The organism is Bordetella hinzii LMG 13501, from assembly GCF_001548475.1.
Classification (GTDB): domain Bacteria; phylum Pseudomonadota; class Gammaproteobacteria; order Burkholderiales; family Burkholderiaceae_B; genus Bordetella; species Bordetella hinzii.
Map to the genome: position 1 here is coordinate 66,240 of NZ_LRUJ01000019.1, position 20,209 is coordinate 86,448.

17 protein-coding genes and 1 pseudogene are annotated in these 20,209 nt (G+C 66.9%); 3 read left to right on the plus strand and 15 right to left on the minus strand.

Annotation, left to right across the window (positions count from 1 at the left end):
- Positions 1 to 56 precede the first annotated feature (56 nt).
- Positions 57 to 1,025 carry an ABC transporter substrate-binding protein gene (locus tag AXA74_RS13890; protein ID WP_029579379.1) on the minus strand — a complete coding sequence of 323 codons (969 nt, stop codon included), beginning with the start codon at positions 1,023 to 1,025 and terminating at the stop codon, positions 57 to 59.
- 226 nt (positions 1,026 to 1,251) lie between these two features.
- Between AXA74_RS13890 and AXA74_RS13895 the strand changes: the two genes are divergently transcribed.
- Positions 1,252 to 2,214 carry an aldo/keto reductase gene (locus tag AXA74_RS13895; RefSeq protein ID WP_032978530.1) on the plus strand — a complete coding sequence of 321 codons (963 nt, stop codon included), beginning with the start codon at positions 1,252 to 1,254 and terminating at the stop codon, positions 2,212 to 2,214.
- A gap of 32 nt (positions 2,215 to 2,246) precedes the next feature.
- On the opposite strand, the gene sodC is transcribed toward AXA74_RS13895, so the two are convergent.
- From sodC to AXA74_RS13930, 7 genes are all read right to left on the minus strand, one after another.
- Complete coding sequence (gene sodC, locus AXA74_RS13900; RefSeq protein WP_032956270.1) at positions 2,247 to 2,771, minus strand: superoxide dismutase family protein; 525 nt, start codon at positions 2,769 to 2,771, stop codon at positions 2,247 to 2,249.
- Between the two features lie 116 nt (positions 2,772 to 2,887).
- On the minus strand, positions 2,888 to 3,856 hold the full coding sequence (locus AXA74_RS13905; RefSeq protein ID WP_029579377.1) for a Bug family tripartite tricarboxylate transporter substrate binding protein: 969 nt from the start codon (positions 3,854 to 3,856) through the stop codon (positions 2,888 to 2,890).
- Between the two features lie 172 nt (positions 3,857 to 4,028).
- A complete protein-coding gene (locus AXA74_RS13910) occupies positions 4,029 to 5,570 on the minus strand; it encodes a malonate--CoA ligase (RefSeq protein ID WP_029579376.1) in 1,542 nt (513 codons plus the stop codon).
- Positions 5,571 to 5,575: 5 nt separating this feature from the next.
- Positions 5,576 to 6,355 carry an enoyl-CoA hydratase/isomerase family protein gene (locus tag AXA74_RS13915; RefSeq protein WP_032956268.1) on the minus strand — a complete coding sequence of 260 codons (780 nt, stop codon included), beginning with the start codon at positions 6,353 to 6,355 and terminating at the stop codon, positions 5,576 to 5,578.
- Positions 6,356 to 6,358: 3 nt separating this feature from the next.
- Entirely contained in the window at positions 6,359 to 7,639 is a 1,281-nt protein-coding gene (locus tag AXA74_RS13920; protein WP_162230778.1) for a malonyl-CoA decarboxylase domain-containing protein, read from the minus strand.
- Positions 7,581 to 8,330, minus strand: a complete 750-nt coding sequence (locus AXA74_RS13925) for a GntR family transcriptional regulator (RefSeq protein WP_029579373.1) — start codon at positions 8,328 to 8,330, stop codon at positions 7,581 to 7,583. The genes AXA74_RS13920 and AXA74_RS13925 overlap by 59 nt, the downstream gene beginning before the upstream one ends.
- Before the next feature lie 79 nt (positions 8,331 to 8,409).
- Positions 8,410 to 9,180: a class I SAM-dependent methyltransferase gene (locus AXA74_RS13930; protein WP_032978563.1), complete on the minus strand. Its 771-nt coding sequence runs from the start codon at positions 9,178 to 9,180 to the stop codon at positions 8,410 to 8,412.
- Positions 9,181 to 9,216: 36 nt separating this feature from the next.
- On the opposite strand from AXA74_RS13930, the gene AXA74_RS13935 reads away from it, so the two are divergent.
- Both AXA74_RS13935 and AXA74_RS13940 read left to right on the plus strand, forming a co-directional pair.
- Positions 9,217 to 10,803: a gamma-glutamyltransferase gene (locus AXA74_RS13935; RefSeq protein ID WP_032978527.1), complete on the plus strand. Its 1,587-nt coding sequence runs from the start codon at positions 9,217 to 9,219 to the stop codon at positions 10,801 to 10,803.
- A complete protein-coding gene (locus AXA74_RS13940) occupies positions 10,800 to 11,279 on the plus strand; it encodes an OsmC family protein (protein WP_029579370.1) in 480 nt (159 codons plus the stop codon). The genes AXA74_RS13935 and AXA74_RS13940 overlap by 4 nt, the downstream gene beginning before the upstream one ends.
- Positions 11,280 to 11,409: 130 nt before the next feature.
- Here the strand turns inward: AXA74_RS13940 and typA are convergent, their stop codons facing one another.
- From typA to AXA74_RS13975, 7 genes and pseudogenes are all read right to left on the minus strand, one after another.
- Positions 11,410 to 13,230, minus strand: coding sequence for a translational GTPase TypA (gene typA / locus AXA74_RS13945; protein WP_029579369.1), 1,821 nt, complete (start codon positions 13,228 to 13,230; stop codon positions 11,410 to 11,412).
- Positions 13,231 to 13,246: 16 nt separating this feature from the next.
- Positions 13,247 to 13,981, minus strand: coding sequence for a tRNA pseudouridine(55) synthase TruB (gene truB, locus AXA74_RS13950; RefSeq protein ID WP_029579368.1), 735 nt, complete (start codon positions 13,979 to 13,981; stop codon positions 13,247 to 13,249).
- A 42-nt stretch (positions 13,982 to 14,023) separates the two neighbouring features.
- A complete protein-coding gene (gene rbfA / locus AXA74_RS13955) occupies positions 14,024 to 14,422 on the minus strand; it encodes a 30S ribosome-binding factor RbfA (RefSeq protein WP_029579367.1) in 399 nt (132 codons plus the stop codon).
- A 30-nt stretch (positions 14,423 to 14,452) separates the two neighbouring features.
- The gene (infB, locus tag AXA74_RS13960; RefSeq protein ID WP_032955816.1) at positions 14,453 to 17,536 is read right to left on the minus strand and encodes a translation initiation factor IF-2; all 3,084 of its coding nucleotides are present in this window, start codon (positions 17,534 to 17,536) and stop codon (positions 14,453 to 14,455) included.
- 76 nt (positions 17,537 to 17,612) lie between these two features.
- Positions 17,613 to 19,091, minus strand: a complete 1,479-nt coding sequence (nusA, locus tag AXA74_RS13965) for a transcription termination factor NusA (protein WP_029579365.1) — start codon at positions 19,089 to 19,091, stop codon at positions 17,613 to 17,615.
- A complete protein-coding gene (rimP, locus tag AXA74_RS13970) occupies positions 19,088 to 19,567 on the minus strand; it encodes a ribosome maturation factor RimP (protein ID WP_029579364.1) in 480 nt (159 codons plus the stop codon). The genes nusA and rimP overlap by 4 nt, the downstream gene beginning before the upstream one ends.
- Positions 19,568 to 20,008: 441 nt before the next feature.
- A pseudogene (locus AXA74_RS13975) lies at positions 20,009 to 20,209 on the minus strand (23S rRNA pseudouridylate synthase B); the annotation flags it as partial.

Here is a 20,209-nt window from a genome sequence, read left to right on the forward strand (position 1 = left end):
GCGCTTGAACAGAGGGTTCAGGGCCGACCCTCGGGGTGCGGCCCGGGACACACAGCTTACTTGATGACCTGGGCGGCCGATTTCACGAGCGCATCCGACAGGGTGACACCCTGCTTGGCGGCGGCGCCGGGGTTGACGTAGAGCTCCAGCTTGCTGCTGGTCTCGGACGGGATGGCGCCGGGCTTCTCGCCCTTGAGGATGCGGACCACGATCTTGCCGGTCTGCACGCCCAGGTCGCGATAGTTGATGCCCAGGGCGGCGATGGCGCCGCGCTTGACGCTGTCGGTGTCGGAAGCCACCAGGGGGATCTTGGCGTCATTGCCCACCTTGACCAGCGCCTCGTAGGCCGAAACCACGTTGTTATCGGTATTGGTATAGATCACATCCACCTTGCCGATCAGGCTGCGGGCGGCCGACGCGACGTCCACGGTGCGCGGCGCGGCGGCCTCGACCAGGGTCAGGCCGGCCTTGGGCAGCAGCTCCTGCAGCTGCTTGACCACGACGACGGAATTGGCTTCGCCGGGGTTGTAGACCATGCCCACGCGCTTGGCCTCGGGCACCACCTTCTTGATCAGCTCGATCTGCTTGTCCAGGGCCAGCAGGTCGGAGACGCCGGTCACGTTGGTGCCGGACGCGCCCATGCTGGGCACCAGCTGCGCGGCCACGGGATCGGTCACGGCCGAATACACCACCGGGACGTCCTTGGTCGCGGCGACCACGGCCTGGGCCGAGGGCGTGGCGATGGCGACGATGGCGTCGGGCTTGTCGCCGACGAATTTGCGCGCGATCTGAGCGGCCGTGCCAGTATTGCCCTGGGCGCTCTGGTATTGCCACTTGAGATTCTTGTTCGCGTCAAAGCCCGCTTGCTTCAGGGCATCCTTGACGCCGTCGCGCACCGAATCCAGCGCCGGGTGTTCGACGATGGCGGTCACCGCCACCGACTTCTGCTGCGCCATCGCGGAGCCGGCCGCCATGGCCAGCGCCAGCGCTCCCACGGTCAGAAAATGTTTTTTCCCGATCAGCATAGGAATGCTCCTTCCACCAGATTGATTTGTTTGATTGCGGTTGTCCCCGGCCCCGCGCGACGGGCTTCTGACCCTGTTTGCCAGACCAGGAAACCCCGTAGTCTAACGTGCGGCCCCGGGCTTGTGGCGCGGGCCGGGACGCGGGATATCCCTGAAAGGCCGCGCCAGGCCAAAGACGGATCGATATACTGAAACGCTTCAGCGCCACAACTTCCAAGGAAGCTCCATGCAGACTCGTCCGTTGGGCCGCTCCGGCCTGGCCGTTCCTCCCATCGTTTTCGGCGGCAATGTCTTTGGCTGGACCGTCGATGAAGCCGGCACTTTTTCGCTGCTCGACGCCATGGTCGACGCCGGCCTGAACTTCATCGACACCGCCGACGTCTATTCCCGCTGGGCATCTGGCAACCAGGGCGGGGAATCGGAAACGCTCATCGGCAAATGGCTCAAGAAAACCGGCAAGCGCGGCAAGGTCGTGCTGGCCACCAAGGTGGGCATGGAAATGGCGCCGGACCGCAAGGGCCTGGCGCCAGCCTATATCCGCCAGGCCGTCGAAGACTCGCTCAAGCGCCTGCAGACGGACCACATCGACCTGTACCAGGCCCACCGCGACGATCCCGACACCCCGCTGGCCGACACGCTGGAGGCCTTCGCCGACCTGATCCAGGCGGGCAAGGTGCGCGCGATCGGCGCCTCGAACTACAGCGCGGCCCGCCTGTCCGAAGCCCTCATCACCAGCGAGCGCCTGGGGTTGCCGCGCTTCGAGAGCGTGCAGCCCGAATACAACCTTTATACCCGCGAGCCCTTCGAATCCGGACTGCAGGCCCTGGTGCAGGCCCAGGATGTGGGGGTGATCAACTATTACGCCCTGGCCAGCGGCTTTCTGTCCGGCAAGTACCGGCAAGCCGCGGACGCCGCCAAGAGCGTGCGCGGCGCCAAGATCGTCGAAAAATACCTGGACGAGCGCGGCCAAAGGATATTGGCGGCCCTGGACGAGGTGGCCGAGGCCAGCGGGGCGACGCCGGCGGAGGTCGCGCTGGCCTGGCAGATCGCCCAGCCGGGCATTACCGCCCCGATCGCCAGCGCCACCACGCAGGAGCAATTGAGCGAGCTGATCGGCGCGGCGCGCTTGCAGCTCAGCCGCGAGGAACTGGACCGCCTGAGCCAGGCCAGCGCCTGGAAAAAACAATAAGAAACCCCGGCCTCGCCGCGGCGGGCCTGCCGCTATTTGACGATGCCGCAGACGATGCGTCCGCCGCCGCCGCCCAGGGGCAAGGGGTGGTCGCTATGGTTGTCGCCGCCGGCATGGATCATGAGGGCATGGCCAGGGAAGTCGCTGGCCTTCAGGCGCGGGGCCAGCACCGGGTAGGTGGCCTTGCCGTCGGCCGTCACGTAGAGGGCGGGCAGGTCGCCCTTGTGCCCGCTGTCATCGTAGGGCCCCTTGTGCGCCTTGGTGTTGTCGGGATCCCAGTGGCCGCCCGCCCCGCCCATCGGCACCGGCTTGCCGTCGACCATGGTGGCGTCGCAGGAGGGTTTTTCGTGCAGGTGAAAGCCGTGCACGCCCGGCGGCAGGCCTTCCAGGGTGGGAGTCAGCAAGGCCCCATACTTGGTCTGCTCGATCTTGATGGTGCCCGCCTTTTGCTGCGGCCCCTTGGGACCGTCGACATACATATCGACGGTCTGGGCCGCCGCGCCCGCGGCTGCCGCCAGCAAGGCGGCACAAAGGGCTGATTGCAGGAGAGATTTCATGGGCTAGCCTCCGGGAAGGAAAGACAAGGCCGTCGGAACGGCTTGGGCCAGTGTATCTGTGGCCCGAGCCGGGCGGCAATGTGCTTTCCTTATCCGGACCCATTCGCTTGCCAATGCTAATCCAGGGTTACACCGGAATCCTTCACCACCTTGGCCCAGCGGCCGATTTCGCTGTCGACGTAGGCGCCGAACTGCGCGCCGGTCAGATTGGGGGTCGCCGAACCGTTGGCCAGCCAGATCTCCTTGATCTTGGGCTGGTTCAGCGCCTTGACCACCTCGGCCGTCATCCTGTCGACCGCCTCCTTGGGCGTGCCCGCCGGGGCCCAGAGCGCATACCAGGTCGACACCTCATAGTTGGGCACGCCGGCTTCCTTGGCGGTCGGCACGTCGGGGAAGGCCGGCGAGCGCTGGGCCGAGGCCACGGCCAGCGGCACGATACTGCCCGCGCGGATATGGTTGGCCGAGGAGCCCAGGCCGTCGAAGGCCAGGTCCACCTGCCCGCCGATGAGCGCCGACAGCATGGGACCGGCGCCCTGGTAGGGCACGTCCACGAGTTTCAGGCCGTTTTGCAGCGCGAAGAGCTCGCCGGCAAGATGGTGCGTGCTGCCCTTGCCCGCCGTCCCGAAGTTGATGTCGCCGGCGTGCTGCTTGGCATAGGCGATGAATTCGCCCAGGGTCTTGACCGGCAGCTTCTGTTTGTTGATGACAATGACCTGCGGCGGCTGCGCCAGCAGGGCCACCGGCACGAAGTCCTTCTGGATGTTGTAGTTCAGGCTTTTGTACAACGACGGCGCCAGCGCATGGTGGGCGCCGCCCATGAAAAAGGTGTAGCCGTCGGGCTTGGCCTTGGCGGCTACGCCGGCGCCCACGGTGCCGCCGGCACCGCCTTTGTTGTCGATGACCACGCTCTGGCCCAGCTGCATGCCCAGCTGCTGGGCCAGCGGCCGGGCGAAGGTGTCCGTGCCGCCTCCGGCCGGAAACGGCACGATGATGGTCACGGGGCGCTCGGGCCACTGCGCCTGGGCGGCAGTGGCGGCCAGGGCGGCCAGCGCGGCGCAAGCCGCGACGATGATGCGATGCTTCATGGGGTCTCCTCCTCGGTATTTGTCTCGCGGCTTGGCCGCGCCTGTTATGTCCGCGCGCCCGGAAAGGGCGCGGCGACTGTCCACCACCACGAACTGCGGAAACGCTCGGATCTGCGCCTGTTGCACCTCGACTGGAAAGAGAAATCGAAAAAGGGCGCGGCGCCCGGAAACATCACAAGGCCTGATAGGCCTCGCGCAACACGTTCTTCTGCACCTTGCCCATGGTGTTGCGCGGCAGTTGCTCGATGACGTGGATACGCTTGGGCACCTTGAAATTGGCGATACGCGACTTCAGGACTTGCTGCATGGCTTCGGTGTCCAACGTGGCCTGCGGCTTGGGCACCACCACCGCCACCACCGCCTCGCCGAAGTCCGGATGCGGCACGCCGATCACGGCGGACTCGGCCACCCCCGGCATATCGTCGATCACGCTTTCGATTTCCTTGGGGTAGACGTTGTAGCCGCCGGAAATGATCAAGTCCTTGCTGCGGCCGACGATGGACAGATAGTCGGCCGGCACGGCGCCGGCCGCCGCCTCGCCGCCCCAGCGGCCCACGTCGCCTGTCTTGAACCAGCCATCGGCGGTGAACTCTTCGCGGGTTTTCTCGGGCATGCGCCAATAGCCCGAAAAGACATTGGGTCCGCGCACCTGGATATTGCCGATCTCGCCCGCCGGCAGGGGCCGGCCCTGGTCATCGACCACGCGCACCTGGACACCAGGCAAGGCCCGGCCCACCGTGCCGCCCAGGCGCTCGCCCAGCTGCGCCGCATAGGGATTCGAGGTCAGCATGACTGTCTCGCTCATGCCGTAGCGCTCCAGGATGGTATGGCCGCTGCGCTCGCGGAAAGCATTGAAGGTCTCGGTCAGCAGCGGCGCCGAGCCGGAGATGAACAGGCGCATATTGGCGCAGACCTCGCGGTTGAACCGCGCATCGCTCAACAGGCGCACGTAATAGGTCGGCACGCCCATCATCACCGTGCTTTGCGGCAAATAGTGCAAGGCCTGGTCCACGTCCAGTTTGGGCAGCCAGATCATGCGCGCGCCGGCCAGCAAGGCGCCGTGCGAGGCCACGAACAGCCCGTGCACATGGAAGATGGGCAGCATATGCAGCAGCACATCGTCCTGGCGCCAACCCCAGTAGTCGTGCAGCACCCGGGCGTTGGCGGCCAGATTGCCATGCGAAAGCATGGCGCCCTTGCTGCGGCCGGTCGTGCCCGAGGTATAGAGGATGGCCGCCAGGTCATCGGGCTTGCGCGCCACCGTCCGGAAGCTGCGCGGCATGCCGGCCGCGGCGGCCAGCAGCGTGCCCTGGCGATCCTCGTCCAGCGTGAAAACATGGCGCGTGCCCGCGGCATCGGCCACGCGCCGGACCCAATCGAGATTCTTGCTGGCGCACACGACCACGGCCGGTTCGGCGTTCTCAAGGAAGTACTGGACCTCGGATTCGCGATAGGCGGTATTGAGCGGCAAATAGACATAGCCCGCGCGCAGCGTGGCCAGGTAAAGCAGCAATGCCTCGGGGGACTTCTCGACCTGGACGGCCACCCGCGCGCCCTTGGGCAGCTTGAGCGAGGCCAGCAGGTTGGCCAGGCAGGCGCTGGCCTGCTCGATGTCCTTCCAGGTGTATTTCAGTTCGGGCGTCTCCAGCGCGACCTTGTTGCGGTCCTTGGGAAAGCCCGCCGCCAGGACGGCGTACAGATTGGCATTGCTCACCGTTTTCAGTCTCCATGAAATTGTGCTGCTTCGCCGGCCAGGAAGGCGCGCACGCCCTCTTTATGGTCGCGGCTGTCGGCATACGAGAAAAATTCCAGGTACTCCGCTTCGCTCAGGGGCGCGCCCTGCGCCAGGCGGCGGGCCAGGCGCTTGTTGCGCCGCGCCGCATCGGGCGCCCCGCGCAGGATGTCGTCGACCGAGGCCTTGACGGCGTCCGCCAGGGCGCCCTCCTCGGCCACCCGCGTCAGCAGGCCCAGCCGCAGCGCCTCGGCGGCATCGAAAATCCTGCCCTCCAAGAGCAGGGCAACCGTGGCCGCCCGGCCGGCCAGGGCCAGCAACCCTTGCATCTCGTCGGGCGCCATGGGAAAACCCAGGCGGTTGATGGGCGCGCCAAAGCGCGCCCGGCGCGAGGCGATACGGATATCGCATTGCGCGGCAATCTCCAGGCCGCCGCCCACGCAGACGCCATCGATCTCGGCCACCACGGGCTGGGGACAATCCGCGATGGCGGCCAGTGCCGGGGCCAGGATGTCGCGGTGATAGCGCATGACCGCGGCCTGGTCGGCGCGCACGCGCGGGAACTCGCGGATATCGGCGCCGGCGGCAAAATTGCCGTCGGCGCCGCGCAACACCACGCAATGCACCCCGGGATCGGCCGCGATCTGGACGAAGACCTCGCGCAGGCGCTGCCACATCGCCACGGTGATGGCGTTCAGGCGGCCGGGATGGGCGAGCTCGACCCAGGCCACCCTGTCCTGCCGCTGCCAGCCGACGGTGCCGTCCATGCGCTACGCCACCCGGCCGAACGCGCGGCTGACCGTGATCTTGCCCGCCTGCAGGCGCGCCAGATTGGCGTCAAGGTCGTCCAGCACATAGAGGTAGTTGACCATCATGCCGCAGGATTGCTCCAAGCCCTTGTCGGACACGTCGGCCGCCCAATTGAGACGTTCGAGCCGGGCGCCATTGCCCAGATGGAAGCGCGCCACCGGATCCAGCGGCTGCTCGTTCTTCAAGGTCTGCAGATAGTGGGCGGCCAGTTTCACGCCGGCCCGGCGCAGGGCTTCGGAAGGCTTGCCACGCGCCGCGCGGCCCAGGCGCGCCACCCAGCGCTGTCCGTCGGGCGTGCGGCGCTCGCCGTCCTTGTCGCCGCGCACGATGCGCTCGACCTCGGGGCCCTTCAGGCGCGCCAGCCAGGCGGCAAAACCCGGGATGGGAGACAACGTGGCGAAGGACTTGAGCTGGGGCAGCTCCTGCAAGAGGCGCTCGATCACGCGCTTGAGCAGGAAATTGCCGAAGCTGATCCCGCGCAGCCCTTCCTGGGTATTGGAAATCGAATAGAAAATGGCCCAGCGCGCCCGGCCCAGATCCTGCGTGGGCGCCTGGGGATCGAGCAGCGACTGCACGCTGTCGGACATGCGCGCATCGAAAGCGATTTCCACGAAGATCAGCGGCACATCCGGCATCTGCGGATGGAAATAGGCATAGCAGCGGCGATCCGGCGCCACGCGGTGGCGCAAGTCATCCCAGGACTGGATGGCATGGACGGCTTCGTACTTGATCAGCTTCTCCAGCAGCGATGCCGGCGAGTCCCAGGTCAGCGGACGCAGCTCCAGCAGCCCCACGTCGAACCAGGCCGACAGCAGCCCTTCCAGCACCTGCTCCAGGGCTTGCAACCCGGCCACCTGTTTGCGCCAGCGCAACATGTCGGCGCGCAGGTCCACCAGGAAGCGCAGCCCATCCTGCTGGGCATTGAGTCGCTTGAACAGGCGCGCGGCCTCTTCGCCTGCCGGGTTGAAACGCGCATGTGCGCGCACCAGGCCGGACAGCAGGGCACGGCGGCGCGCGCCGTCGCCCTGCTGGTAGGCCGCGCACCAGGCGGCAGCCAGTTTGTTGGCGCGCACATCGGTGGCGCGCGCCTCGAACAGCGCCAGGATCTCGGTGTCGGCCAGGCGGTCGCGCTCCAGCAGGCGTCCAAGGCGCGCCATCAGGCCGTTGCCGCCGGGAGCCTCCTCAGCCGGCTCGCGTGGTTCCGCGACGCGCGCGGACATCGGTCTGTCCAGGGATGACATGATCTTGATCCTCCGTATCGGGCAGCCCCCCGCCGGGCTGCATTTCCGCCAGTCGGCGCAGCGCGTCCATCTGCCGCAGCAGGTGCTTGCGCGTGAGCGCCTCGGCCCCCTCGGGATCCCGCGCCTGCAGGGCGGCATAGATCGCCAGGTGTTCGGCGCAGGACTCCTGCAGGCGGCCGGGCAGCGCCAGGCTCTTGTGCCGGAACAGGCCGACCACCTTGCGCAGCTTGTCCACCATGTCGGAAAGCCAGCGGTTGTCCGCCAGCGCTTGCACCGCCACATGAATGCGGTAGTTGGTGTCGTAGTAGTCGTCGACGCGCCCGGCCGCGGCCTGTTCGCGCAGGCTCTCGTGCAGCGGCCCCAGGGCCTGCAGCTCGGCCGCCGTGGCTTTCTGGGCGGCCTCGTAGGCACAGCGCCCTTCCAGCATGGCCATGAGCGGGAAGATCTGCTCCAGATCGCTGACCGCCAGCTCGTTGACAAAGCTGCCGCGACGCGGCTCCAGCCGCACCAGCCCCTCATTGGCCAAGACTTTCAGGGCCTCGCGCAAAGGGGTGCGGGAAATGCCCAGCTGCTCGGTCAGGCGCACCTCGTCGATCCACTGCCCCGACGCCAGGGCGTGCGAACGGATCATGTCGCGCAGACGGTCGGCGACCTCCAGGTAGAGCGCCTGGCGGACGATGGGAGCAGCCATGGCTTATCCATAATTCATAATTACAGACATGGTAAACCGTCCCACGGCGGCTGTCTGCCCCGGGAGAAACCCTTAATAATCAGAGATGAAGCGTGCCGTCCACGGCATGGCGCACCAGCGAGCGGGCCCAACGGCGGGCCGGCAGCCCGTACTGGGACTCCACGGTCTCGGCGCGCGCCAGCAGCTCGGCCGGCGTGACCGCCAGGGGCGGGCCGGAAAACGCCAGCACGATCTGGTTGCCCGCGTCGATCTCGGGCAGGAGGATGACGCGGTCGTCGAAGGCCTTCGACAGGTTGTCAATGTTGCGGCCGAAACTCTCGTGGCGGCCAAAGAGGTTGACCGCCAGCACCCCGACCTCGCCCAGCACCCGCCGGCAATCCCGGTAAAACCCCACGCTGTCACGCACCGGCCCTTCGGCCTTGGCGTCGTAGAGATCCACCATGAGCACCGGGCAGCGCCCGGCATTCAGGGGATCGGCCACCCAGGCGGCGGCATCCTCATGGTGCACGGCCAGGCGGGCGGGCGTGGGCAGCTTGAAGAACATCTGGCAGACGGCGGTCACCTGGGGGTTCCACTCCACCACGTCCAGGGGGCTGCGCGTGTGCTTCAGGCAGAAACGCGCGAGCGAGCCCGCGCCCAGCCCCAGCAGGCCGATGGATTGCTCGCGCGGCGGCTCCAGGAAAAGCAGCCAGGCCATCATCTGCGAGGTGTACTCGAGCACCAGTTCGGCCGGATTCTTGATGCGCATGGCGCCCTGTATCCACTCGCTGCCGAAGTGCAGGTAGCGGATGCCATCGGCCTCGGAGAGAGAGGGCTGGTCAAGCACGGAGGGTTGATTGCGTCGGGACATCGCGGCATTGTAGCGATAGCCCAGAGGAGACCCATCGTGCACGATAACTTTTCCAGCACCCAGATCACCCGCAAGGCGGTATTGCACAGCGCCGACGGCGTCGTCGCCGCCCAACATCGCAAGGCCGCCGAAGCCGGCGCGGCCATCCTGGCCGCCGGCGGCGACGCCGTCGACGCCGCCGTGGCCACCTCTTTTGCCGCCGGTGTGGTCGAGCCCTGGATGAGCGGCCCCATGGGCGGCGGCGCCATGGTCATCTATCGCGCCGACACGCGGCAGGCCCGCGTGGTGCATTTTGGCATGCGCTCGCCCGCCGCCCTGGATCCGGCCGACTACCCCCTGGCCGGCGACGGCAGTGTCTCGGCCGACCTCTTTCCCTGGCCGGCCGTGGTCGACGACCGCAATTGCCGCGGCGCAAGCGCCGTGGCCGTGCCCGGCACGGTGGCCGGCATGGCCACGGCGCACCGGGCCTACGGCCGCCTGCCCTGGCGCGATACGCTGCAAGCCGCCATCGCCCTGGCCGAAGAGGGCCCGCTCATCGATTGGTACACCACGCTCATGATCGCCGGCTCGGCCCGCTGGCTGGCTCGCGACCCCGGGGCGGCCGCCCTGTTCCTGGACGAGGGCCGGTGGCCCAAGGCCAGCGGCTGGACGGCCACGGCCGCCAACCGGCTCGACTTCCGGCGCGCGGCCCAGACCCTGCGGCAGCTGGCCGACGAAGGTGCCCAGGCCCTCTATGGCGGGGACATCGGCCGCGCGCTGGCCGCCGACGTCCAGGCCCTGGGCGGCTGCCTGGCCCTGAGCGATCTGCAATCCTATGAAGCTCAGTGGCTCGATGCGCTGGCTGTCCCCTATCGGGGCGGCACCGTCTATGCCACGCCCCAGATGACCTCGGGCCCCAACCTGGCCCGCTGCCTGGGCCGCCTCGAAACCCTGCTGCGGCCCGAAGGCCGTCCCGGGCCGGCGGCCTTCGAGCGCTATGCCGAAGTCCTGCTGGACGAATACCAATGGCGCTACCAGAACATGGGCGACAACGAGGACCCGCGCTCGCCGTCCTGCACCACGCATTTCAGCGTCGTGGATCGTCACGGCAATCTGTGCGCGGTCACCCAGACCCTGCTGTCGGCCTTCGGCTCGCACGTCGTCGCGCCCTCTGCCGGCATGCTGCTGAACAACGGCGTCATGTGGTTCGACCCCGAGCCCGGCAAGCCCAATTCGCTGGCGCCGGGCAAGCGCTGCCTGATGAATATCTGCCCCGTCGTGGGGCGCCAGGACGAACGCCTATTCGCGCTGGGCGCCTCGGGCGGACGCAAGATCCTGCCCGCGGTGCTGCAGCTCACGTCCTTCCTGATGGACTACGGCATGTCGCTGGAGGAAGCATTCCACCACCCCCGCATCGACGCCAGCACCGACACCCTGATCGTCGACCCGGCCCTGGGGGAACTGACGCTTGCCGCATTGACCGGACGCTTTCCGCACGCCCAGGCCCGGCGCGGCGTCTATCCTTTTGCCTATGCCTGCCCCAGCGGCGTGCTGCGCGACGGCCGCGGCAACCAGGGCTGCACCGAAATCATGTCGCCCTGGGCTGATGCGGCGCTGGCCGAACACCAACGGAGTCCATCATGAGCGGGCATGAACATCATTACGCGGTCACCGTGCGCTGGACGGGCAATACCGGCAGCGGAACCTCCGGCTACCGCCAGTATGCGCGCGATCACCTGATCCAGGCGCAGGGCAAGCCCGACATCCCCGGCTCGGCCGACCCGGCCTTCCGCGGCGACCCCCGGCGCTGGAACCCAGAAGAACTACTGCTGGCTTCGGCGAGCGCCTGCCACAAGCTTTGGTATCTGCATCTTTGCGCCGAGGCCGGCATCGTCGTGCTGGACTACGAAGACCATGCCGAAGGCACCATGATCGACGGCGACCGGGGCCGTTTCACCCGCATCGTGCTGCGCCCGCGCATCACCCTGCGCGCCGGCGATGACCAGGACCTGGCGCGGCGGCTGCACCACCAGGCGCACGAACAGTGCTTCATCGCCAACTCGCTCAAACTGCCCGTGGAATGCGAGCCGGCATTCCTAAGCCAGCCGCCCTCCCCCTGAGCGCTCCCCGAAGGCCGGCCACGGCCCGGCCGCGCGCCAGCAAAAAGGCCCGGACCCGGCGCTGTGCCGGATCCAGGCCTTCGGGCCCTGGCCCGCGAGACCCCGCCCAGGGGTCTCGCGAAGGCCGCGATTACACGCTTTCGCGCGCGGCGCGGCGGCGCTCGTGCTCCTGCAGGTGGCGCTTGCGCAGACGGATGGACTTGGGCGTGATCTCGACCAGTTCATCGTCGTCGATGAATTCCACCGCGTACTCCAGCGTCAACTGAATGGGCGGCACCAGGCGCACGGCCTCGTCCGTGCCCGAAGCGCGCACGTTGGTCAGCTGCTTACCCTTGATCGGATTGACGACCAGGTCGTTGTCGCGGCTGTGGATGCCGATGATCATGCCTTCGTACAGCGGTTCGCCGGGGCTGACGAACATGCGGCCGCGGTCTTGCAGCTTCCAGAGGGCATAGGCCACGGCATCGCCGTTGTCCTGGCTGATCAGCACGCCATTGCGGCGCTCGCCGATCGAGCCTTCGCGCACCGGCGCGTACTCATGGAAGGTGTGGCTCATCAGGCCCGTGCCGCGCGTGAGCGTCAGGAACTCGTTCTGGAAGCCGATCAGGCCACGCGCCGGGATGATGTATTCCAGGCGGGTGCGGCCGCGGCCATCGGGCTGCATGTCCTGCAGGTCGCCGCGGCGGCGGCCCAGCTCTTCCATTACCCCGCCCTGGTGCGGATCTTCGACATCCACCGTCAAGGCTTCGAAAGGCTCGCACTTCACGCCGTCGATTTCCTTGAACACCACGCGCGGGCGCGAGACGGCCAGCTCATAGCCTTCGCGGCGCATGGTTTCAAGCAGGATGGTCAGGTGCAGTTCGCCGCGGCCCGAGACTTCGAACACCGTGTCGTCGCCGGTGTCGCGCACGCGCAGCGCCACGTTGGACTTGAGCTCTCGCTCCAGGCGGTCGCGCAGCTGGCGGCTGGTCACGAACTTGCCTTCGCGGCCGGCCAGCGGCGAAGTGTTGACCATGAAGTTCATGGTCAGGGTGGGCTCGTCGATGCGCAGCACGGGCAGCGCCTCGGGCGTGGCCGGATCGGTCACCGTCGTGCCGATGTTCAGGTCCTCGATGCCGTTGATCAGGACGATGTCGCCGGCTTCGGCTTCTTCCACGACCTCGCGCTCCAGGCCACTGAACTTCAGCACCTGGTTGATGCGGCCGCGCTGGACCTGGCCCTCGGGGCCAAAGCGGAAGGCGACGTCCATGCCGGGACGCATGCGGCCGCGGTTGACGCGGCCCACGCCGATCTTGCCGACGTAGCTGTTGTAGTCCAGCGAGATGATCTGCATCTGCAGCGGGCCGTTGGGATCGTCGTCGCGCTGCGGCACGTGCTGCAGGATGGCTTCGAACAGCGGACGCATGTCGCCGCTGCGCACGTCCTCGGTCAGGCCGGCGTAGCCCGACAGGCCCGAGGCGTAGATCACCGGAAAGTCGAGCTGCTCTTCGGTGGCGCCCAGCTTGTCGAACAGTTCGAACGTGGCGTTGATGACAAAGTCCGGGCGCGCGCCGGGACGGTCGATCTTGTTGACCACGACAATGGGCTTGAGGCCCAGGGCCAACGCCTTGCGGGTCACGAAGATGGTCTGCGGCATCGGGCCTTCCACCGCGTCGACCAGCAGCAGCACGCCATCGACCATGGACAGCACGCGCTCGACCTCGCCGCCGAAGTCGGCGTGTCCCGGGGTGTCGACGATGTTGATGTGGGTGCCCTGGTACTCGACGGCGCAATTCTTGGCCAGAATCGTGATGCCGCGTTCTTTTTCCAGGTCGTTCGAGTCCATGACCCGTTCAGCGACCGCCTGGTTCTCGCGGAAGGTGCCGGATTGGCGCAGCAATTGGTCGACCAGGGTCGTCTTGCCGTGGTCCACGTGGGCGATGATGGCGACGTTGCGCAATGCGCGGGTCATAGCAGGTCCTTTAAGTTCAGGTGGCGGGCAGCAAACCCGCCGGCAATTCATTGAGCGCAAGCAGGGCCGCCTTGGGGTCGGGCATCGCTTGCAGGGCATCCAGGGTTATCGCGCGGTCCAGGGAGAAAGGCCCGACCTGGGTGCGGCACAAGGCCGCCAGGTGGGCATAGCACCCCAACGCGCGCCCGATGTCCTGGGCCAGCGTACGGATGTAAGTCCCTTTACTGCACGCCACATCGATCTCCGCCTGGCGCCCGGTAAACGACAGTAGTTCGATGCGATAAATCGTGACCCGCCGGGGCGGGCGTTCCAGCTCGATGCCGGCGCGGGCATACTCGTACAGCGGCTTGCCGTCGCGCTTGAGCGCCGAATACATCGGCGGGATCTGCTCGATGCTGCCCTGGAATCGTGACAGCACTTCGCGCAGCGCCGTCTCGTCGGCGCCATCCCAGCCGGGCTCGGCCCGCGCCACGATATTGCCCGTCAGGTCGCCGCTATCGGTCTCCTCGCCAAACTGCAAGGTGGCCCGGTAGGTCTTGTCGGCCTCCAGCATGGCGCCGGAGATCTTGGTCGCTCGGCCCATGCAGCACAAGAGCAGGCCCGTGGCGAAGGGATCCAGCGTGCCGGTATGGCCGGCCTTGGCCGCATCCAGCGTGCGCTTGGCGCGTTGCAAGGCGTGGTTGCTCGACAAACCCACCGGTTTGTCCAGCAACAGCACACCATCGAGCGGCTGCCCGCGTCGTTTAGCCATCGTCGGAATCCGAAACAGAGAAAAAAAGCGACGACAGCCCGATCAGGACTGGTCTTCAGGCTCGTCGGGGACGCCCGACTGCGGGCCGCGGTTGGCGCGGTCGATCAGCATCGACATCTCGATGCCGCGCTCCAGCTGCGGATCGTGCACGAAGCGCAGCGTGGGAACCGTATGGATATGCAAAAGCTTGTAGAGCTGCGAATGCAGCCAGCCGGCCTTTTCGTTCAGCAAGGCGGCGGCGGTCTCGGGCTCGGCGCCCAAGACCGTGAAGAACACCTTGGCATGCGCGTAGTCGGCCGACAATTCCACCCCCGAGAGCGTGATCAGGCCGGCGCGGGTCATGTCGATCTCGCGCTGGATGATCCCGGCCAGATCCTTCTGGATCTGTTCGGCCAGCCGCAGATTGCGGCCGGGGATGGATTTGGACTTGTGACGGCTCATGTAACAACAACCCGCGCGGGGCCCTGTTTTTTACAGGGTACGCGCAATTTCCTTGATTTCAAAGACCTCGAGCTGGTCGCCCACTTCCAGGTCATTGCTGCCGCGCAGCGTCAGGCCGCAATCAAAGCCCGACTTGACTTCCTTGACGTCGTCCTTGAAGCGGCGCAGCGAATCGAGCTGCCCCGTCCAGATGACCACGTTGTTGCGCAGCAGGCGGACCTGCGAATCGCGGCGGACCACGCCGTCGAGCACCATGCAGCCGGCGACCGTGCCGATGCGGGAGATGGTGTACACCTCGCGCACTTCGACCTGGCCGATGACCTCTTCCTTCTTCTCGGGCGCCAACATGCCCGACATGGCGGCCTTCACCTCATCCACGGCGTCGTAGATGATGTTGTAGTAGCGCAGGTCGATGCCGTTGTTCTCGGCCAGCTTCTTGGCGCTCTGGTCGGCACGGACATTGAAGCCGATGACCACCGCGTTGGAGGCGATCGCCAGGTTGACGTCGCTTTCCGAGATGCCGCCCACGGCGGCATGCACCACCTGCACGCGCACTTCGTCGGTCGACAGCTTGGTGAGCGCGGCCACCAGAGCCTCTTGCGAGCCTTGCACATCGGTCTTGACGATGAGCGGCAGCGTCTGCGTGCCTTCGCCCATGTTGTCGAACATGGACTCCAGCTTGGCGGCCTGCTGGCGAGCCAGCTTGACGTCGCGGAACTTGCCCTGGCGGAACAGGGCGATTTCGCGCGCCTTGCGCTCGTCGCTCAGCGAGATCAGCTCGTCGCCGGCGGCCGGCACCTCGGTCAGGCCCTGGATCTCGACCGGAATCGAGGGTCCGGCGGTCTGGATCTGCTTGCCGTTTTCGTCGAGCATGGCGCGGACACGGCCAAAGCTCGCGCCGGCCAGCACGACGTCGCCACGCTTGAGCGTGCCGCTTTGCACCAGGATGGTGGCCACCGGGCCACGGCCCTTGTCCAGGCGGGCTTCGATGACCAGGCCCTTGGCGGGCGCGTCGACCGGCGCCGTGAGCTCCAGGATCTCGGCCTGCAGCAACACGTTTTCGAGCAGGTCGTCGATGCCGGCGCCGGTCTTGGCCGACACGGGCACGAAGGGCACGTCGCCGCCGTATTCTTCAGGCACGACTTCCTCGGCCACCAGCTCCTGCTTGACGCGGTCCGGATTGGCTTCGGGCTTGTCGATCTTGTTGACCGCCACCACCAGGGGCACGCCGGCCGCCTTGGCATGGTGGATGGCCTCGCGCGTCTGCGGCATGACGCCGTCATCGGCGGCCACGACCAGGATCACGATGTCGGTCGCCTTGGCGCCGCGGGCGCGCATGGCCGTGAAGGCTTCGTGGCCCGGGGTATCCAGGAAGGTCACGCTGCCGCGGTCGGTTTCGACGTGATAGGCGCCGATGTGCTGCGTGATGCCGCCGGCTTCGCCCGCGGCGACCTTGGCGCGGCGGATGTAGTCCAGCAGCGAGGTCTTGCCGTGGTCGACGTGGCCCATGACGGTCACGACCGGCGCGCGCGGCAAGGCTTCGGCCTCGGCGGCGCCCGGGGTTTCGTCCAGGAAGGCTTCCGGATCGTCCAGCTTGGCGGCGATCGCGACGTGGCCCAGTTCCTCGACCACGATCATCGCGGTTTCCTGGTCCAGGACCTGGTTGATGGTGACCATCTGGCCCAGTTTCATCAATTGCTTGATGACCTCGGCGGCCTTGACGGACATCTTGTGCGCGAGGTCGGCCACGGAGATGGTTTCCGGCACGTGGATCTCGCGCGCGATGAATTCCTGCGGCGCGGGCTCGTGGCGGCGATCGTTCTGCTGATTGCGGCCGCCGCGCGACCCCTTGCCGCCGCCCTTGCCGCCGGCACGCCAGCCATCGCGGGTGCTCGGCGCGGCAGCGGCCTTGTCGGCCGGCTTCTTGCGCGAAGCGTCGTCGCTCCAGGTCGAGGAAACCTCGGCCGTCTTGATGGTCTTCTTGCCGCCGGCGCCCACGGCCGGCTTGTTGGCGCCGCCCTCCTTCTTGGGCGCGGCAGCGGCGTCTTTCTTGCCGGCCGGCTTGTGCAGGGTGCCGGACAGGGCCGCATTGTTGCTGGGCGCCTGCTCCGGCTCGGGAGCACGCAGCACCTTGCGCGGCCGGTTGAGCATTTCGCGCAGGGCGGCCGCTTCGGCCTCCGCGGCGCGGCGCGCGTCTTCGCGGGCGCGGTCGGCCGACGAGGGCGCGGCCACGCGGCGCGCCGTATCGGCGGCCTGCGGACGTGCCGCGTCGGCCTTGGGCGCGGATTGGGCGGGTTCGGATTTGGCCACCGGGGCCGAGGGCTTGGGAGTTATTTCAGTTTGAGCTTGCACAACGGATTCGGGCCCGGCTTCTTGAGTCGTGGGCGCGGCGACAGATTCTTTCTTGGCTTCGGGCTCGACCGGCTGTGCCGTGGATTGCTTGCGGGAAGCCGCGGGTTGGGCGGACTGGGGCTCTGCTTCAGCCTTGACCGCGGGAGCTGGCGCCGGCGTTGCCGCCGGAGCCGGGGTTTCGGTGACGGCATCGGCCGCCTGGGTCTTGCTGGGTTCGGCGGCTCGCGGCTCGGGCGCCGGCTCGGCCGGGGCGGCCTCGGCCTGGGGCGTTTCCGCCTCGGGCGCTTCGGTCTTGGGCGTCTCGGCCGGGGTGGCGGCCTGCACAGCAGGGGCCTGCGGCGCCTCGGCCACTGGCGCTGCCTCGGGCGCCGTCACCGGCGCGGCGGCCGGCGTCTGCGCAGCCTCGGCGGCGGCCTGTTCGGCGGCGGCCTTGGCATCAGCGGCGGCTTCCGCGGCCAGTTCGGCCGGGTCGCGCTTGACGAAGACGCGCTTTTTGCGCACTTCGACCTGAATCGTCCGCGAACGCCCCGTGGCGTCCGCCTGGCGGATCTCGGAGGTCTGGCGGCGCGTCAGGGTGATCTTCTTGCCTTCGGTCGCCCCATGCGCGCGCCGCAGCGAGTCGAGCAATTTCGCCTTGTCGCTGTCGGTGACGGTATCGTCGACCGATTTGAGGTCAACGCCAGCCGAACGCAACTGCTCCAGCAGCACGTTGGCAGGCATTTTCAGCTCGGTAGCGAACTGGGCGACAGTATTACTCGACATTAGGCTCTCTTCCCTATCTGCAGCTATTTACAAATTCCAACGCGGGGCGGTCCAGCAACGCCAGGCAGCGGCGCGCTCATTCCTCGTCGAACCAGTGGGCGCGCGCACGCATGATCAGGTCGCTGGCTTGCTTCTCGTCCATGCCGGCAATCTCGGCCAGCTCGTCGGTCGCCAGTTCGGCCAGGTCATCCCGCGTGTGCACATTGCGCTCGGCCAGCTTGGCGGCCAGCTCCGGCGTCATGCCTTCCAGTTCGAGCAGGTCCTGCGCGGTTTCCAGGCGTTCTTCCTGGGCAATGGCCTCGGTGAGCAAGGCATTGCGGGCGCGGGCGCGCAACTCGTTGATCGTATCTTCGTCAAAGGCCTCGATCTCCAGCAGTTCCTGCATGGGGACATAGGCGATTTCTTCGAGGCCGGTGAAGCCCTCGTCGATCAGGATGTCGGCGACTTCCTCGTCCACATCCAGCTTGTCCATGAAGGTGGCGCGCAGCGAGGCGCGCTCGTTTTCCTGGCGGTTGAGGCTTTCTTCCGGCGTCATGATGTTGATCTGCCAGCCGGTCAGCTCGGAGGCCAGACGCACGTTCTGGCCCTTGGCGCCGATGGCCTTGGGCAGGTTTTCCTCATCGACCACGACGTCCATGGCGTGCTTGTCTTCATCGACCACGATGGACTCGACATTGGCCGGGGCCAGCGCGCCGATCACGAACTGCGCCGGATCCTCCGACCACAGCACGATGTCGACCTGCTCGCCACCCAGCTCGTTGCGCACGGCGGTCACGCGCGAACCGCGCATGCCCACGCAGGTGCCGATGGGATCGATGCGCTTGTCGTAGGCCACCACGGCAATCTTGGCGCGCACGCCCGGATCGCGGGCGGCAGCCTTGATCTCGAGCAGGCCCTGCTCGATCTCGGGCACTTCGTTTTCGAAGAGCTGGCGGATGAACTCGGGCGAGGTGCGCGACAGAATGACCTGCTGGCCACGGGCGGCGTGATCGACACGCAGCACAAAGGCGCGCACGCGGTCGCCCACCCGCAGGTTTTCCTTGGGAATCATCTCGGTGCGCGGCAGGCGGGCCTCGATCTTGCCTGTCTCGACGATGCAATCGCCCTTGTCCATGCGCTTGATCGTGCCCGAGATGATGGTCTCGCCACGGTCGAGGAAGTCATTGAGCACCTGCTCGCGCTCGGCGTCGCGGATCTTCTGCAGGATGGCCTGCTTGGCGGCCTGCGCGCCGATACGGCCGAACTCGACCGGCTCCAGCGGCTCCTCGATGTAATCGCCCTCCTGGAGGTCGGGCGAAATCTCGCGCGCATCGGACAGCAGCTCCTGCTTGTCCGGCTCTTGCAGGCCGGCCTCGTCAGGCACCACGAGCCAGCGACGGAAGCCTTCATGGCTGCCCGTTTCACGATCGATCGAGACGCGGATATCGGCGTCTTCCTTGAAACGCTTTTTCATGGCCGAAGCCAGCGCGCTTTCCAGCGCCCCGAACACGACTTCACGCGTCACGTTCTTTTCACGCGCCAGAGCGTCGACCAACAGAAGAATTTCGCGACTCATCGCTTTTTGCCCTTGAAATCCAGAACGGGATCCAGCTTGGCGCGCTCGATGTCATCGAGCGTGAAGCTCAGTACCTGAATATCGTCCTTCTTTGCCTCAAATTCGAGACCGAACACCGTCTTGCCGTCGGCAGATGGCTCCGCCAGCCGCAGGGTGCCGGTAAACACTTTGCGTCCGTCGACCGCCTCGCGCAGCTTGATCTCGACGCGCTCATCCGCGAACCGGCGGAATTCCGCCTCGGTGCGCAAGGGACGGTCCACGCCGGGCGAGCCCACTTCAAGACGCTTGTAATCGATGTTCTCGACCTCGTAGACGCGCGACAGTTGACGGGACACCTGTTCGCAATCTTCGATGCGAACGCCGCCCTCGCGGTCGATGGTCACGCGCAGCAAGCCCAGCGCGGCACGTTCGACATCGACCAGTTCGATGCCCATGCCCGCCAACGCTTCTTCGGTCAGTGCGAATAAATCTGCCATACGCTCAAAAAAAATGGGCTGCATGCCCAGCCCACCGTGTTGCCCGGACTGCCGGCCCTGTCTCCGCACACGCGGAAACGGCCCTGCAGACCGAACGCTCTGCGACCTTTGTCGCCACTGCCCGCGGCCAGGCGCCGCCAGGCTCAACTCCCGGCCAGGGCCGAGTGCAATAGCGTAGCTCGTCTTTCCCTTCGGTTACCTGTCAGCGGCCTTTTTGCCGAAATCCCATTGTTGGGACTTCGCAAACGCCAGCTGCCCCAGCCCCGCTCAGCCACCGCAAGGGGCAAGCGGGTTAAGGGCAAATACGGATCAACTACGGTAAAGACGCGCCAGAAAACAAATGATTTTACCAGATAAACCGTAAATTTTCCTGATTCATCCAGGGTTTACGCGATAAAGGGACGCGCCCCACCGCCAAAGGTGGCTCGCGCCCCACAGCGGTCAACGATCGCCGCGTCCGCCGCGCCCGCCCAGAAAGCCCAGGCGGGACTCGTGGGCCGCGGCGCCCTTGGGCTGCCAATCATCGCCACGGCCCTCGCCGCCACGGCGCGAGCGCGGCTTGTTGCCGCCGGCCGGCTTGGCCGCGTTCTTGGCGCGGGCCGGATTCTTGCCAGCGGCCTTGGGCCCGGCCGGCTTTGCCGG

What these genes read in the sequence shown, in the direction of transcription:
- AXA74_RS13890 (WP_029579379.1), bottom strand. Translation starts at nt 1,025, where the DNA reads ATGCTGATCGGGAAAAAACATTTTCTGACCGTGGGAGCGCTGGCGCTG.
- AXA74_RS13895 (WP_032978530.1), top strand. Translation starts at nt 1,252, where the DNA reads ATGCAGACTCGTCCGTTGGGCCGCTCCGGCCTGGCCGTTCCTCCCATC.
- sodC (WP_032956270.1), bottom strand. Translation starts at nt 2,771, where the DNA reads ATGAAATCTCTCCTGCAATCAGCCCTTTGTGCCGCCTTGCTGGCGGCA.
- AXA74_RS13905 (WP_029579377.1), bottom strand. Translation starts at nt 3,856, where the DNA reads ATGAAGCATCGCATCATCGTCGCGGCTTGCGCCGCGCTGGCCGCCCTG.
- AXA74_RS13915 (WP_032956268.1), bottom strand. Translation starts at nt 6,355, where the DNA reads ATGGACGGCACCGTCGGCTGGCAGCGGCAGGACAGGGTGGCCTGGGTC.
- AXA74_RS13920 (WP_162230778.1), bottom strand. Translation starts at nt 7,639, where the DNA reads ATGTCATCCCTGGACAGACCGATGTCCGCGCGCGTCGCGGAACCACGC.
- AXA74_RS13925 (WP_029579373.1), bottom strand. Translation starts at nt 8,330, where the DNA reads ATGGCTGCTCCCATCGTCCGCCAGGCGCTCTACCTGGAGGTCGCCGAC.
- AXA74_RS13930 (WP_032978563.1), bottom strand. Translation starts at nt 9,180, where the DNA reads ATGTCCCGACGCAATCAACCCTCCGTGCTTGACCAGCCCTCTCTCTCC.
- AXA74_RS13940 (WP_029579370.1), top strand. Translation starts at nt 10,800, where the DNA reads ATGAGCGGGCATGAACATCATTACGCGGTCACCGTGCGCTGGACGGGC.
- typA (WP_029579369.1), bottom strand. Translation starts at nt 13,230, where the DNA reads ATGACCCGCGCATTGCGCAACGTCGCCATCATCGCCCACGTGGACCAC.
- truB (WP_029579368.1), bottom strand. Translation starts at nt 13,981, where the DNA reads ATGGCTAAACGACGCGGGCAGCCGCTCGATGGTGTGCTGTTGCTGGAC.
- rbfA (WP_029579367.1), bottom strand. Translation starts at nt 14,422, where the DNA reads ATGAGCCGTCACAAGTCCAAATCCATCCCCGGCCGCAATCTGCGGCTG.
- infB (WP_032955816.1), bottom strand. Translation starts at nt 17,536, where the DNA reads ATGTCGAGTAATACTGTCGCCCAGTTCGCTACCGAGCTGAAAATGCCT.
- nusA (WP_029579365.1), bottom strand. Translation starts at nt 19,091, where the DNA reads ATGAGTCGCGAAATTCTTCTGTTGGTCGACGCTCTGGCGCGTGAAAAG.
- rimP (WP_029579364.1), bottom strand. Translation starts at nt 19,567, where the DNA reads ATGGCAGATTTATTCGCACTGACCGAAGAAGCGTTGGCGGGCATGGGC.